Genomic DNA, 13,341 nt, shown 5'->3' with positions numbered 1-13,341 from the left:
GACCCGCGCCCGCACCTCTAGTGTCTCGGGAGCCGCCGACAGTGGCCGACACACGGGAGTTGCACATGGGGTGGAAGGGTCGCTGCTTCACGATAGGCAAGCCCTGTACACAGCACAACCCGGCCTGTGGATAACTCTGGGGACAAACTGGGCGAAACGCCGTAGAAGGTGTGCACTCAGCCTGTGGAGAACTGTGGAAATTCGGTGAATTACACGGGTTGAATTCAGTCACGACCGGGCTTTTTATCTACTCACACCTGTGAGGGAAAACTTCTTTGAAAGTCCACGGCGTGTGTGCGTCGACCTGTGTACAACCATCACAGGAAACACCGATCTCGACTTGCGCGCGCACCCGCTCCGGGTGTACGCAAAACAACGAAACGGCGGCCCGGGCCGAAGCCCAGACCGCCGCCTGTCAACCTGTGAAGCGAGTTACTTCGCCGCGACCACCTGAAGGGTGATCGTCGCCGAAAGCTCGTCGTGCAGACGAACCGTCGCCTCGTGCTCACCGACCGCCTTGATGGGGGCCGTGATCTCGATCTTGCGCTTGTCGAGCTCGCCGAGGCCGGCAGCCGCGACCGCAGCCGCGACATCCGCCGTCTTGACCGAACCGAACAGACGGCCACCCTGGCCCGCCTTCACAGCCAGCCGAACCTTGGTCGACTCGAGCTTGGCCTTGAGTGCCTGCGCGTCTTCGAGCGAGTGCATCTCGCGTGCAACGCGAGCCGCCTTGATCTGCTCGATCTGCTTCTCGCCACCGCGCGACCACGCCACTGCGAAGCCCTGCGGAACGAGGTAGTTGCGAGCGTAACCGCTCTTGACCTCGACAACGTCGCCGGCCGTGCCGAGGCCGGTGACCTCGTGCGTCAGAATTACCTTAGCCATTGTCGTGCTCCTTAACGGCCAGAGCCCGAGTAGGGCAGAAGGGCCATCTCGCGCGCGTTCTTCACGGCGCGGGCGATGAGGCGCTGCTCCTGCACGGAGACACCGGTGATACGACGGGCGCGGATCTTTCCACGCTCGGAGATGAACTTGCGAAGCGTCGCGACATCTTTGTAATCGATGACACCGACCTTGATGGACTTCGCCGGGGCGGCGTTCTTCGCGCCCTTCCCGCGGGTCGGCTTGCGGCGATCGCCGCTCGACTTTCCAGCCATTGTCTTTCCTGTCTGATTGAGTTCGCGGGTTGAGGAGGTCGCGCAGCGACCAACCGAAACCTGCTGAGTATTAGAAGGGGGTCTCGTCGCCGTAGCTCGTGCCGGGGGTGTTCCAGACATCGCCGCCGCTGCCGCCACCCTGGGGGGCTGCTGCTGCGGGGGTGCTGGGCGCCCACGGCTCGTCGGTTCCGGTGTTACCCCCGAAGGAGCCACCACCGGCGCCGCCGGCGCCACGGTTGGACTGGGCGCGCGTCACGGACGCGGTGGCGTAGCGCAGGCTCGGGCCGATCTCGTCGACCTCGAGCTCGATGGTGGTGCGCTTCTCGCCTTCCTTCGTCTCGTAGGAACGCTGCTTGAGACGCCCGGAAGCGATGACCCGGGAACCCTTGGTGAGTGAACCGGCGACGTGCTCGGCGAATTCACGCCAGACGCTCGCGCGCAGGAACAGCGCTTCACCGTCCTTCCACTCGTTCGCCTGACGGTCGAACGTGCGGGGAGTGGACGCGATGGTGAAGTTGGCAACCGCGAGGCCGTTCTGCGTGTAACGCAGCTCGGGATCTGCAGTGAGGTTGCCCACCACGGTGATGATGGTCTCGCCGGCCATGAGGACTAGGCGTCTTTCTTGGCCGAGGCGGGAGCGGGAGCGGCAGCATCAGCAGCAGCAGGGGCTGCAGCAACAGCAGCAGCGGGAGCGGCGGCCACGGCCGCGGCGGGAGCGGCGGCAGCTGCCTTCGCACCGGCCTTCGCCTGCGCGGCGGCCTTCTTCGCGGCCTTCGCCTCCTGAGCCTTCTTGTGCGCGGCGACCTGTGCGATCGCCTCTTCTGCACGCAGGACCTTGGTGCGCATGACGGCCTCGCTGAGGTTCAGCTGGCGGTCGAGCTCATCGGTGGTCTTGGACTCGGCGGTGAAGTCGACGACGGCGTAGATGCCTTCGTTCTTCTTGTTGATCTCGTACGCCAGACGACGACGTCCCCAGATGTCGACCTTGTCGACGGTGCCGCCATCGTTTCGGATGACGTTGAGGAACTTGTCGAGGCTGGGAGCAACGGTGCGCTCATCGATCTCGGGATCGAGGATAACCATCAGCTCGTATTGGTGCATGACTAACCCACCTCCTTCGGACTCAAACGGCTACAGGATCTCTGTAACAGGAGGGTTGTGCATACGTCGCAAGTGGAGGCCGCAGAACGCGGCACACGGGCAACCTAGACAGCATAGCGGATGCCCCGCAGCCGCGCCATTCGCCCGCCGGTGGCCTCGCCGCAGCGTGTTCACCGAACGGGACGCAGCCCGGCTTGCAGCAACTCCGCCCGCAGCAGTTGCGGATTCATCGCGACCGGCCAGTCCCATCGCGCGCCGAACGGCCGATGCTTGCGGATCCGGTTCTCACGCTCCTTCTCGAGCAGCACGATCTCCTGGATCGACCGGCCCTTCGTGAATTCCTCCTTGATGTACTTGCCAAGACCGTCGAACTCGCCGAAAGCCCGATGCTCGGGCCAGTCGAAGTCGGTCACGTCTCGACCGCCGTCCTGTCGATCGAACGCCACCTGCAGCTGAGGGGGCGGGAACCGGAGCACATGCATGTTCGCCCGACTGATCGACTCGCCCGGTGATCCCGAGCGTGCGTCTCCGAACTCGATCGCGGTCCGCGCCCCTCGCACGCCCGGCCTGCCGCGGATCCCTTCGATTGCGTCCTGAAGTTCTTCGCGCGCCACCCCAGCCCGGTCGCGCGACCTCCCGGAGGGGTGAACGGTCCTGCGAAGTCCGTGGTCGATGACCGCGACCGCGGCCGCGAACGGCAGGGTGCGGGAGAGGTCGATCAGCGTGCGGGTGTAGCCGGTGACGAGGCGTCCGCCGATCTCCACGATCTCGCCGTCGGCGATGGGTTCGTGATGCCAGACGACCCCGTTCTTGGACCGGGCAACGGATCGGCCCGCCGAGATCAGGTGCACCGACTGCAGGTGCCGCCCGACGATCGGGATGCCCCAGAGGATCCCGGCTGAGACATGCGAGAAGATCGGCACCCCACGGCGAGTTTCGGCTACCGCATCGATCATGATGCGGTGGCGCTGTTCGCGCTTCGCGCGATCCCACTCAGTGGCGGCCACGTACACCCCGCGCCGCAACCGCCTCACCGTGTCGGGCGCGAGGGAGCGCAGATCATCGCCCACCAGCCGAGCGTCGCGGGCGAGGAGCAGTTTCGGCATGTCATGCTGCGGCATCCGGCGAGCATCCCGCGATACCTTCGCCGCAGCTGCGGCTCGAGCCGAGTTGTGGACGGCGGAACAGGTGCGACAGGTGTCGAGGAGGAGTCGGCGTCTCCGACCATGCGGCCGGTGTTTCCGTTCGGGCCCCCGGTTTCCGCCTGACAGGAAACGCCGGGCACGAACGGAAACATCGGCCGAGGGGCAACCTGGGGGTGAGGTACGCGGGTCAGGTACGGGGAGGGGCAGGGGTACGGGGGTCAGGCGCCCGCTTCGCGCGACGCCCACCAGGCGAGCAGCCGCTCGGTCGCGGCATCCGCGCCGATGGGGCCCTCGTCGAGACGCACCTCGAGCAGGTAACGGTAGGCCTCGCCCACGACCGGGCCCGGCTTCACGTCGAGCAGCCGCATGATGTCGGCGCCGTCGAGCTCGGGGCGCACCGCGGCGAGCTCCTCTTCACCCGCGAGCACGGCGATGCGCTCCTCGAGGTCGTCGTAGGCGAAGGCGAGCTGGTCGGCCTTGCGCCGATTGCGCGTCGTCACGTCGGCCCGCGCGAGGATGTGCAGCCGCTCGAGCTGGTCTCCGGCGTCGCGCACGTAGCGGCGAACGGCCGAATCGGTCCAGGCGCCGTCGGTGTAGCCGAAGAACCGCAGGTGCAGCTCGATGAGCCGGGAGACCGCCGCGATCGTGTCGTTGTCGAAGCGCAGCGCGCGAAGGCGTTTGCGGGCGAGCTTCGCGCCGACGACGTCGTGGTGGTAGAAGCTCACGGCGCCGCCCGGCTCGAACCGCCGGGTCGCGGGCTTGCCGATGTCGTGGAGCAGCGCGGCGAGCCGCAGAACGAGGTCGGGGGAGTCGAGCACGCCGCGCGCGACCTCGTACTCGATGGCCTGGTCGAGCACGGTGAGGCTGTGCTCGTAGACGTCCTTGTGGCGGTGATGCTCGTCGCGTTCGAGTGACAGCGCCGGCAGTTCGGGCAGCACGCGTTCGGCGAGCCCCGATTCCACGAGCAGTCGGATGCCGCCGCGCGGAGTTCGAGTCAGCAGCAGCTTCGTCAGCTCGTCTCTGACGCGTTCGGCCGAGATGCGGTCGATCTCCCCTGCGAGGTCGCTCATGGCCTGCTCTGTGGCGGGATCGACGGCGAAGCCGAGCTGGGCCGAGAAGCGGGCGGCACGAAGCATCCGCAGCGGGTCGTCGCTGAACGACTGTTCGGGCGCCGCGGGAGTGCGCAGCACTCGGGCGACGAGATCTTCGACACCGCCCGACGGGTCGACGAGTTCGAGCTTCGGCAGCCGGAGGGCGAGCGCGTTGACGGTGAAGTCGCGCCGAGTGAGATCGTCTTCGAGGCTCGTACCGAACACGACCTCGGGCTTGCGCGATGCGCCGTCGTAGGCATCGGCGCGGTACGTCGTGATCTCGACGGTCTCGCCGGTCTCGACGGTCTCGCCGGCGATCTTCGCACCGATCGTGCCGAACGCACGGCCGATGTCCCAATGCGCCTCGGCGATCGGCTTGACGATCGCGAGGATCTCGTCGGGCGTCGCATCCGTCGTGAAATCGAGGTCGTTGATCGGCCGGTCGAGAAACGCGTCGCGCACGGGGCCGCCGACGAGAGCGAGCTCGTGACCGGCCTTCTCGAAGGCGCCCGCGAGCCGCGCGACGGTCGGCGAAGCCGCCAACTCGCCCAGCCGGTCGAGGGCCGCCGTGACACTCTGCATGGCTCCCATATTAAGCGGGCGCCGGTGCGTGTCCGGTTTCGTGACAGGCCGGACCGCCTGTGGATGCCGAGCGGATACTCGGCGGACACGCCGTAGAATCGCCAGCATGCTGCCCGAGTCGTTCCCTGCGCGCCGTCGGCGCCCGAGGGGCGAATCGACGGATGCCGCCGCGCAACGGCCTCCACGCGCGGTTGCCGCGGCTCGACGAATGGTCGCCGGGTTCGGCCTGACTACAGCAATGATCGCCGCACTGGTCGCCGCACCCGTCGCCGCCGACGCGGCGGTCTTCGAGGCCACCGCCGAGGGCGCAACCACGACGAGGGCCGGCCACACGTCACGGCCCGCGGCCCGCGACGTCGACGGCATCCTGGTGCGCATCGCCCCGACCGTGTCGACGACGATCACTCCGGGCACGGCGCTCACCTTCGAGGTCGAGATCGAGAACGCCACCGCCGAGTCGGTCTCAGCCGGAACCCTGCGCCTCGTTCGTGCGAACGAGACCATTGACGACACGAGCGAGCTCGATGCCTGGCTCGATCAGGCGGGCGCCGAATCGGATGCCGCCACCGATACCGCGATGCATTCCCTTGACGGCATGGCGATCGCTGCGGGTGAGTCCCGTGCCCTCGCCGCGGGTGCGGTCGACGTCATCTCGTTCACGCTTCCGCCCGACACGCTCGACGGACTCGCCGAGTCACCGGTGTTCGGTTTCGGCGTCGAGCTCCTCGTCGACGGTGCCATCGCGGCCTCCGCGACCGACGCCTACGCCAACAGCTCTGCGCCCGCGACCGACGCAGTGTCGCTCGCCCTCGCGTATCCGCTCACGGTGCCCGCATCGTCGTCAGGACTCCTGAGTTCCGACGATCTCTCGACGTGGACCGCGCCATTCGGGCTGCTCACCCGTCAGCTGGACGCCGTCGCAGGCCGACAGGTCGCGATCGGCATCGATCCCCGCATCATCGCGTCGATCAGGGTGCTCGGCACTGCGGCACCGGCCACGGCCACCGCGTGGCTCGAACGCGTCGCCCAGCTGCCCAACGAGATATTCCCGCTCGCGTATGCAGACGCAGATCTCGCGGTGCAGGCGCAGGTCGGCCTGACCGCGCCGCTCACCCCCACGTCGTTCGCCGACGAGCTCGATGCCGCGAACTTCGCGGATGCCGCAGCCGATGGTGACGCGGATCCCGATGCCGACGCCGAAGGCACCGCCACAGACGATGCCGCACCCACCCCGTCGGCGGATCCGACGCCGCCCGCGTCGGGCGAGCTGCCCACCACCGAAGAGCTGCTCGCGTGGCCCTACACGCGGACCGACATCGCCTGGCCGGCCGACGACACGGTCGCCGCGGGCAACCTCACCTTCCTGAGCGATGCCGGGCTGACGACAGCGCTCCTCGCCCCCGGCAACGTCGCAGCGAGCGAACCGTGGTCGAACGCGGCATCGAACGTCGACGGCTCGACTGCGGTCGTGGCCGACTCGCGACTGACGGCGCCGTTGCGCGAGGCTTCCGAAGCGCTCACCGACACGGAATGGCGCTCCGCGACCGGATTGCTCGGCGCCGAGTTGGTGCTCGGCGGCGAAGCGAACTCCGGGCAGCAGCTCACACTGCTCGCGACGTTCGACCGTGGCACGGCAACGCAGTCGTCGCGCGTCTCGGCGACGCTCGACGAATTGGCCGCGAGCCCCTGGGCCCGACCCGCGACGCTCTCGGATGCCATCGGCGCGCCCCCGGTCGAGCGTGCGCTGGTCGACCTTCTCGAGACCGAGCAGCGCCGCGCGAATGTCGATCGGCTCGTTCGTGCCGAAGCGGATGTCACCGCGTTCGCGACCGTGCTCGAAGACCCCCGCCTGATCTCCGCACCGGCGCGGCGCAATGTGCTCGCCTTGCTCGACGTCGCCTGGCTGGAAGACAATGAGGGCTGGGAGACGGCCGTCGGCCAGTGGCTTCTCGACCAGCGCAACACGCTCGGCGCAGTGTCGGTCGTGCCCAGCAGCCCGATCAACGTGGTCTCGAGTGAAACCGGCGTGCCCACGACGATCCTCAACGCGCTGCCGTACCAGGTCACCGTGATCGTCGATGTCGAGCCGTCGAACGGTCGCCTGATCGTCGAAGACGAGAAGACGATCACGGTCGACCCCGAATCGCGCAGCCTCGTGCGGGTGCCGGTCGCCGCCGGCATCGGCAACGGAGAGGTCACCCTCACGGTGACGCTGACCTCGCCAGAGGGTGTGCCGATCGGCACCCCCGTGATGATCCCCGCGAACGTGCAGGCCGACTGGGAAGGTCTCGGCGCAGCCCTGCTCGGCCTCGTGGTCGTCGTGTTCTTCGGCCTCGGCGTGTGGCGCAACATCCGTCGCCTCCGCCGACAGCGCGCCGAAGCCGCTGCGGAAGCCCCCGACGATGCAGTGGTAGCAGCGGAGGAAGCGGATGCCGCTGACGCTGACGCGACCGAAACAGCAGGAGCCGCAGAAGCGGCCGAAACCGTGACGCCTACGGAGGAGCCGGATGCCACCGAACCCGATGCCGCGGCAACGCCCCGGGAACCCGGTGACGAGCGCCGCGATGGCTGAAGATCGCATCGGACGCGCGAGCCTCTTCCTCGCATCTGGAACTATCGTCTCCCGCGTCCTCGGCTTCGTGAAGGCGGCCCTCCTCGCAGCCGTGATCGGCGGCAGCGGTGCCGGCGCCAACGCGTTCGCCGCGGCGAACCAGCTGCCGAACACCATCTACGCGGTCGTCGCCGGCGGCGTGTTGAGCGCCGTGCTCGTGCCGTTGATCGTGCGGTCGGCCGCGCATCGCGACGGTGGCGCCGCCTACATCAACAAGGTCATGACCCTGGGGCTCGTGATCCTCAGTGCCGCTGCGCTCATCGCCACGCTGCTCACGCCGCTGCTCACGGCACTGATCGGCAGCCGCATGAGTGACGGTGTCTTCGCCCTCGCTGTCGCATTCGGCTATTGGTGCCTGCCGCAGATCTTCTTCTACGGCATGTACTCGCTGCTGGGCGAGGTGTTGAACGCCAAGCGCGTGTTCGGCCCCTTCACGTGGGTGCCTGTGCTGAACAACATCGTCGCCCTCGCGGGGCTCGCCGTATTCGTGCTGGTCTTCGCCTCAGACCCCGATGGCTTGCGCACCGCAGGCGAGTGGTCGCCCGGCATGATCGCCCTCCTCGCCGGAAGCGCGACGCTCGGTGTCGCAGTCCAGGCGCTCGTGCTGTTCTGGTTCTGGCGTCGTGCAGGCCTGCGCTACCGACCGGACTTCGGCTGGCGCGGCGTCGGCCTGAGGTCAACCGCGGGCATCGCGAGCTGGACCTTCGGAATGCTCCTGCTCACGACGGTCGCCGGATTCGTCGAGGCCTCCGTCGTGGGTGTCTCCGCGGCATCTCACGATGAAGCCTCGATCAACATGCAGCAGAACGCCTGGTTGATCTTCATGCTGCCGCACTCGGTGATCACGGTGTCGATCGCCACCGCCTACTTCACGCGGATGAGCGAGCACGCCGCCACCGGCGAACTCCGAAAGGTGCGCGACGACCTCTCCAGCGCGGTGCGCGGCGTCGGCGTCATCCTGATGGTCGCGGCCGCGGTGCTCATGGTGTGTGCGTTCCTCTTCGCTCGAGTGTTCTCCTCCGTCGAGCCCCTCGTGTGGTCGACCGGTGCGGTGGTACTCGCCTACCTCGTCGGCCTCATCCCGTTCAGTATTCTCTTCATCGTGCAACGCACCTTCTACTCCCTCCACGACACGAAGACCCCGTTCTTCATCACCCTCGTGCAGGTCGTCCTGATCATCGCCGGCACACTGGCCTGCATCGCCCTCCCGAGTGCGTGGGTGGCGTTCGGCATCGCCGTGGTCATCACCGTCGCAGGAACCATCCAGGCCATCCTCGCCATCGTGCTGCTCCGGCGACGCATCGGTCCACTCGACGGCCGACGCATCTTCGTCGCCTACGGACGGTCGGCTGCCGCGCTCGTGCTGCCCGTGATCGCCGGTCTCGCATTGCTCTGGGCGCTCGGTGGAACCACCTTCGACGGTTTCGCGCTCTCGAGCGTGCTCACCGCGATCGTGTCGATGGCGATCATCGGCGCAGTGATGAGCGCGCTGTACTTCGCGGTGCTCTGGATGCTGCGGTCACCCGAGTTGCGCGGATTCGCCGCCCCGCTCGTCGCACGCCTCCGCCGACGCTGACATCGGTGACGCGAGCGCGGGGCACAGCACCCACCACGCGGCATCCAAACACATCGGCTCGCCGAACGGCCGCGGAATAGTCGCCGCTTAGACTGTGTTGAGCATCTCGTGGCATCCGATTCGTTGAATGCTGCGAATCACCAGCTACGACGGGAGCGGCTTTGCGCGACATCATCATCATCGGTTCGGGCCCGGCCGGATTCACGGCCGCGATCTACGCCGCTCGCGCGCAACTGAAACCGCTGCTCATCGCGAGTTCCGTCGAGATCGGCGGCGAGCTGGTGAAGACGACGGAAGTCGAGAACTTCCCCGGCTTCCCAGAGGGCATCATGGGCCCCGACCTCATGACGAAGCTGCAGGAGCAGGCCGAGCGATTCGGCACCGAGGTCGTCTACGACGACGTCGTCGAGCTCGACCTCGACGGCCCAGTGAAGCGCGTGAAGCTCGGCAACGGCGATGAGCATGAGGCAGCGACGGTCATCTACGCGACCGGTTCGGCGTACCGCAAGCTCGGCCTCTCCGAAGAAGAGGTGCTCTCCGGGCACGGTCTCTCCTGGTGCGCAACGTGCGACGGCTTCTTCTTCCGACAGAAGACGATCGCCGTGGCCGGCGGTGGAGATTCCGCCATGGAGGAAGCGACGTTCCTCACCCGCTTCGCCGACAAGGTCTATGTGATCCACCGTCGTGACACGCTCAAGGCGTCGAAGATCATGCAACAGCGCGCCTTCGACAACGAGAAGATCGAGTTCATCTGGAACGCCGAGATCGCTGCGATCCACGGAACCGGCGCGGTCACGGGTGTCACCCTGCGCGACACTGCCACCGGTGACGAGCGCGGCCTCGACCTCGACGGGCTCTTCATCGCCATCGGAAACGATCCGCGAACGCACCTCGTACACGGCAAGCTCGACCTCACGCCCGAAGGCACCATCGCGGTCGAGGGTCGCAGTTCGAGGACGTCCCTCCCCGGCGTCTTCGCAGCCGGCGACGTCGTCGACCCGCACTACCGCCAGGCAATCACCGCCGCCGGATCCGGTGCGGCCGCCGCTCTCGACGCCGAGCACTATCTCGCGGCGCTCGGCAACGAGAATGCCGCCGAAGCCGTGCTCGAGACGGAGTTCGCCGCCGTCAACTGACCTTGTGTCGCTCGAAGACTTGGGGCGACACGCACCGCTGCCGCGAACTTCGCATCGCGACATCCGATTTCACCAAAAGGAGAACGCAATGACTGCACGTGCAGTGACCGAGGCCACCTTCGAGCAGGAGGTCCTCAACAACGAAAAGGCCGTCCTCGTGGACTTCTGGGCCGAATGGTGCGGCCCGTGTCGCGCCGTCAGTCCGATTCTCGACCAGATCGCGACCGAGCACGCCGACAAGCTCGACATCGTCAAGCTCAACGTCGATGAGAACCCCGGTCTCGCGATGAAGTACCAGATCACCGCGATTCCCGCGTTCAAGGTGTTCGAGAAGGGCGAGGTCGTGAAGACCGTCATCGGCGCCAAGCCGAAGCCCGCACTCGAGGCCGACCTCGCCGCCTACATCTCGTAGTCGGCGGTCGAATTTCAGACCCGTCCGGCGAAAGCCGGGCGGGTCTTTCGTGTCTCCACCGGGCTGCGCGTTCACGAGCTGCGGATGCCGCGGCGGCACGCAGCCCCGACCAAGCGCCCGGTACCCAGCAACTACCATGGAAATCCTGAACAGAACGGAAGAGTGCAGTGACTTCTGACGGCGTCCCCCAGCGGACCGGCAACAATCTCGACCCTTGGTACGCGAATTACGCCGAGCGAGCAGCCGGGCTGGCCGCCTCTGAAGTCCGAGCACTCTTCGCCGTCGCCTCGCGGCCCGAGGTGGTCTCTCTCGCCGGTGGCATGCCGTTCGTCTCTGCGCTGCCGCACGACCTCATCGTCTCGTCGATGGAGAAGGTCATGCGCGAACGCGGGGCAGTTGCTCTGCAATATGGCTCTGGTCAGGGGATTCCAGAGCTGCGCGAGCAGATTCTCGAAGTGATGTCGATCGAGGGCATCCGCGGCACCGTCGACAACGTCGTGACTGCGACGGGCTCACAACAAGCGCTCGACCTGGTGGCGAAGCTCTTCATCGACCCGGGTGATGTGATCCTCGCGGAGTCACCGAGTTATGTCGGGGCGCTCGGCATCTTCCGTTCGTATCAGGCGAACGTCGTGCACGTGGCCATGGACGAGCACGGACTCATCCCCGAGGCGCTCCGTCAGACGATTGCCGCGCTTCGCGGCCAAGGCCGGCGCATCAAGTTCCTGTACACGATCCCGAACTTCCACAACCCGGCGGGCGTCACCCTCTCGGCGGAGCGTCGGCCTGAGATCCTCGAGATCTGTCGCTCCAACGAAATCCTGATCCTTGAAGACAATCCGTACGGCCTGTTGCATTTCGATGAGCCCGCGCCGAACGCCCTCCGGTCCCTCGACCCCGAGGGCGTCATCTATCTCGGCTCGTTTTCGAAGACCCTCGCTCCCGGATTTCGGGTCGGATGGGCGCTCGCACCGCACGCGATTCGCGAGAAGCTCATTCTCGCCGCCGAGTCGGCGATCCTCTCACCGAGCTCGTTCAGCCAGTTGGTCGTGTCGGAGTACCTGGCGACGACCGACTGGCGCGGGCAGATCGACACGTTCCGGGGCGTGTACCGCGAGCGGAAAGACGCGATGATCGAGGCTTTGGGGGAGTACCTGCCCCAATTGAACTGGACGAATCCCAACGGCGGATTCTACGTCTGGGTCACGATGCCCGACGTTCTGGACTCGAAGCAGATGTTGCCACGTGCGGTGAAAGAGCTCGTCGCCTACACCCCAGGTACCGCATTCTTCGCCGACGGACGTGGGCGGCACGCGATGCGGCTTTCGTACTGCTATCCGACGCCCGAGGCGATCAGGCTCGGCATCCGGCGACTCGCGACGGTCATCAACGGCGAACTCGACCTTCTCGATACCTTTGCGGGCACTGGCCCGTTGCAGCTCCCAGCGAGCGCGGGCTACGACTCCGCGCCGCCATCCGACCTGAAGTAGTGGAGAAACCCCTGATCATGAGCGATTCTTCCGCCCTCTACGTCGTCGTGCTCGCGGGCGGCATCTCCCACGAACGCGACGTGTCTCTTCGGTCGGGTCGCCGAGTCGCCGACGCACTCACCACAGCGGGGCATCGTGTGGTGCTGCGTGACCCCGACGCCGGGCTGCTGGCATTCCTGTCGAGCGAACGGCCCGACGTGGTCTTCCCCGCCCTTCACGGCTCAAGTGGTGAAGACGGGTCGCTCCTCGAGTTGCTTGCTGCAATTGATGTGCCGACAGTCGGGTCATCGGGTGCAGCGGCGCGGCGAGCCTGGTCGAAGCCCATCGCAAGCTCGTTGCTGGCGTCGGCCGGCGTTGCCGTTCCCGAGTCGATCGTGCTCTCGCATGAGTCGTTCCGCGAGCTCGGCGCATCGAGTGTGCTCCGGGTCGTGCGCTCGGCGCTCGAAGGTGACCTCGTCGTCAAGCCCGCCTCAGGTGGTTCCGCGCAGGGAGTCACGATCGTCGATGACTCCAACGACCTGCCGCGCGCGATGGTCGAGGCGTTCACCTACGCAGAGGTCGCGGTGGTCGAGCGTCGCATCTTCGGCACCGAAGTCGCGGTTGCGGTCGTGGATACGGGTGATGGGCCGCGTGCGCTCCCAGCGGTCGAGATCGAACCGACCGCTGGGGTCTACGGTTTTCAGGCCCGCTACAACGCGGGGGAGACCACGTTCTACGCTCCGTCTCGCCTCGATGAGGTGGCGGTCGCTGCAGTGTCGGATGCCGCGGTGCTCGCGCATCGCACACTTGGACTGCGGGATCTCTCTCGCGTCGACTTCATCGTCGATGCCGACGGAATGCCATGGTTCCTGGAAGCGAACGTGATTCCCGGCCTCACCGAGACGTCACTCGTTCCGCTCGCGATCGAGGCGTCCGGTACGGATGCCGCGACTCTGTACGGCTCGCTCGTCGCAGCGGCCCGGTTGCGCGCGAACTAGCTTCGCACGTTCCGAAGCGATCATCGCCGATGGTGCCGATCGCTTCATCGCGTGCCCGACCAA

Annotated in this window: 11 protein-coding genes and 1 pseudogene; 6 read left to right on the top strand and 6 right to left on the bottom strand. The window is 66.8% G+C overall.

Translation table 11 applies throughout. The features are described 5' to 3' along the window. Positions 1 to 432: 432 nt before the first annotated feature. The 6 genes and pseudogenes from rplI to AC1C2U_RS10130 all read right to left on the bottom strand — a co-directional run bounded on the left by rplI (position 433) and on the right by AC1C2U_RS10130 (position 5,076). Positions 433 to 885 (bottom strand): 50S ribosomal protein L9, encoded by a 453-nt coding sequence (gene rplI, locus AC1C2U_RS10155; protein WP_495361621.1) that lies wholly within the window; start codon positions 883 to 885, stop codon positions 433 to 435. 11 nt (positions 886 to 896) lie between these two features. Beyond that, positions 897 to 1,157: a 30S ribosomal protein S18 gene (gene rpsR, locus AC1C2U_RS10150; protein ID WP_022892391.1), complete on the bottom strand. Its 261-nt coding sequence runs from the start codon at positions 1,155 to 1,157 to the stop codon at positions 897 to 899. Between the two features lie 70 nt (positions 1,158 to 1,227). Next, on the bottom strand, positions 1,228 to 1,761 hold the full coding sequence (locus AC1C2U_RS10145) for a single-stranded DNA-binding protein (protein WP_495361620.1): 534 nt from the start codon (positions 1,759 to 1,761) through the stop codon (positions 1,228 to 1,230). 134 nt (positions 1,762 to 1,895) lie between these two features. Continuing rightward, positions 1,896 to 2,258 (bottom strand): annotated as a pseudogene (gene rpsF / locus AC1C2U_RS10140) (30S ribosomal protein S6); the annotation flags it as partial. A gap of 170 nt (positions 2,259 to 2,428) precedes the next feature. Further along, the gene (locus tag AC1C2U_RS10135) at positions 2,429 to 3,379 is read right to left on the bottom strand and encodes a hypothetical protein (protein ID WP_495361619.1); all 951 of its coding nucleotides are present in this window, start codon (positions 3,377 to 3,379) and stop codon (positions 2,429 to 2,431) included. Between the two features lie 242 nt (positions 3,380 to 3,621). Continuing rightward, positions 3,622 to 5,076: a CCA tRNA nucleotidyltransferase gene (locus tag AC1C2U_RS10130; protein ID WP_495361618.1), complete on the bottom strand. Its 1,455-nt coding sequence runs from the start codon at positions 5,074 to 5,076 to the stop codon at positions 3,622 to 3,624. Between the two features lie 106 nt (positions 5,077 to 5,182). Between AC1C2U_RS10130 and AC1C2U_RS10125 the strand changes: the two genes are divergently transcribed. From AC1C2U_RS10125 to AC1C2U_RS10100, 6 genes are all read left to right on the top strand, one after another. Next, positions 5,183 to 7,648 carry a DUF6049 family protein gene (locus AC1C2U_RS10125; protein ID WP_495361617.1) on the top strand — a complete coding sequence of 822 codons (2,466 nt, stop codon included), beginning with the start codon at positions 5,183 to 5,185 and terminating at the stop codon, positions 7,646 to 7,648. After that, positions 7,641 to 9,263 (top strand): murein biosynthesis integral membrane protein MurJ, encoded by a 1,623-nt coding sequence (gene murJ / locus AC1C2U_RS10120; RefSeq protein ID WP_495361616.1) that lies wholly within the window; start codon positions 7,641 to 7,643, stop codon positions 9,261 to 9,263. The genes AC1C2U_RS10125 and murJ overlap by 8 nt, the downstream gene beginning before the upstream one ends. Positions 9,264 to 9,424: 161 nt before the next feature. Next, positions 9,425 to 10,399, top strand: coding sequence for a thioredoxin-disulfide reductase (trxB, locus tag AC1C2U_RS10115; protein ID WP_495361615.1), 975 nt, complete (start codon positions 9,425 to 9,427; stop codon positions 10,397 to 10,399). An 88-nt stretch (positions 10,400 to 10,487) separates the two neighbouring features. Beyond that, complete coding sequence (gene trxA, locus AC1C2U_RS10110) at positions 10,488 to 10,811, top strand: thioredoxin (protein ID WP_056007113.1); 324 nt, start codon at positions 10,488 to 10,490, stop codon at positions 10,809 to 10,811. A gap of 167 nt (positions 10,812 to 10,978) precedes the next feature. Further along, complete coding sequence (locus tag AC1C2U_RS10105) at positions 10,979 to 12,301, top strand: aminotransferase-like domain-containing protein (RefSeq protein ID WP_495361614.1); 1,323 nt, start codon at positions 10,979 to 10,981, stop codon at positions 12,299 to 12,301. A gap of 17 nt (positions 12,302 to 12,318) precedes the next feature. After that, positions 12,319 to 13,278, top strand: a complete 960-nt coding sequence (locus AC1C2U_RS10100) for a D-alanine--D-alanine ligase family protein (protein WP_495361613.1) — start codon at positions 12,319 to 12,321, stop codon at positions 13,276 to 13,278. The last annotated feature ends 63 nt before the right edge of the window (positions 13,279 to 13,341 follow it).

It is taken from the genome of Agromyces sp. Y575, assembly GCF_059445445.1.
The sequence above is the reverse complement of the archived record's forward strand: the minus strand, read 5'-3'. Positions and strand labels throughout refer to the sequence as shown.

What these genes read in the sequence shown, in the direction of transcription:
- AC1C2U_RS10100 (WP_495361613.1), top strand. Translation starts at nt 12,319, where the DNA reads ATGAGCGATTCTTCCGCCCTCTACGTCGTCGTGCTCGCGGGCGGCATC.
- rpsR (WP_022892391.1), bottom strand. Translation starts at nt 1,157, where the DNA reads ATGGCTGGAAAGTCGAGCGGCGATCGCCGCAAGCCGACCCGCGGGAAG.
- rplI (WP_495361621.1), bottom strand. Translation starts at nt 885, where the DNA reads ATGGCTAAGGTAATTCTGACGCACGAGGTCACCGGCCTCGGCACGGCC.
- murJ (WP_495361616.1), top strand. Translation starts at nt 7,641, where the DNA reads ATGGCTGAAGATCGCATCGGACGCGCGAGCCTCTTCCTCGCATCTGGA.
- AC1C2U_RS10135 (WP_495361619.1), bottom strand. Translation starts at nt 3,379, where the DNA reads ATGCCGCAGCATGACATGCCGAAACTGCTCCTCGCCCGCGACGCTCGG.
- trxA (WP_056007113.1), top strand. Translation starts at nt 10,488, where the DNA reads ATGACTGCACGTGCAGTGACCGAGGCCACCTTCGAGCAGGAGGTCCTC.
- AC1C2U_RS10145 (WP_495361620.1), bottom strand. Translation starts at nt 1,761, where the DNA reads ATGGCCGGCGAGACCATCATCACCGTGGTGGGCAACCTCACTGCAGAT.
- AC1C2U_RS10125 (WP_495361617.1), top strand. Translation starts at nt 5,183, where the DNA reads ATGCTGCCCGAGTCGTTCCCTGCGCGCCGTCGGCGCCCGAGGGGCGAA.
- AC1C2U_RS10130 (WP_495361618.1), bottom strand. Translation starts at nt 5,076, where the DNA reads ATGCAGAGTGTCACGGCGGCCCTCGACCGGCTGGGCGAGTTGGCGGCT.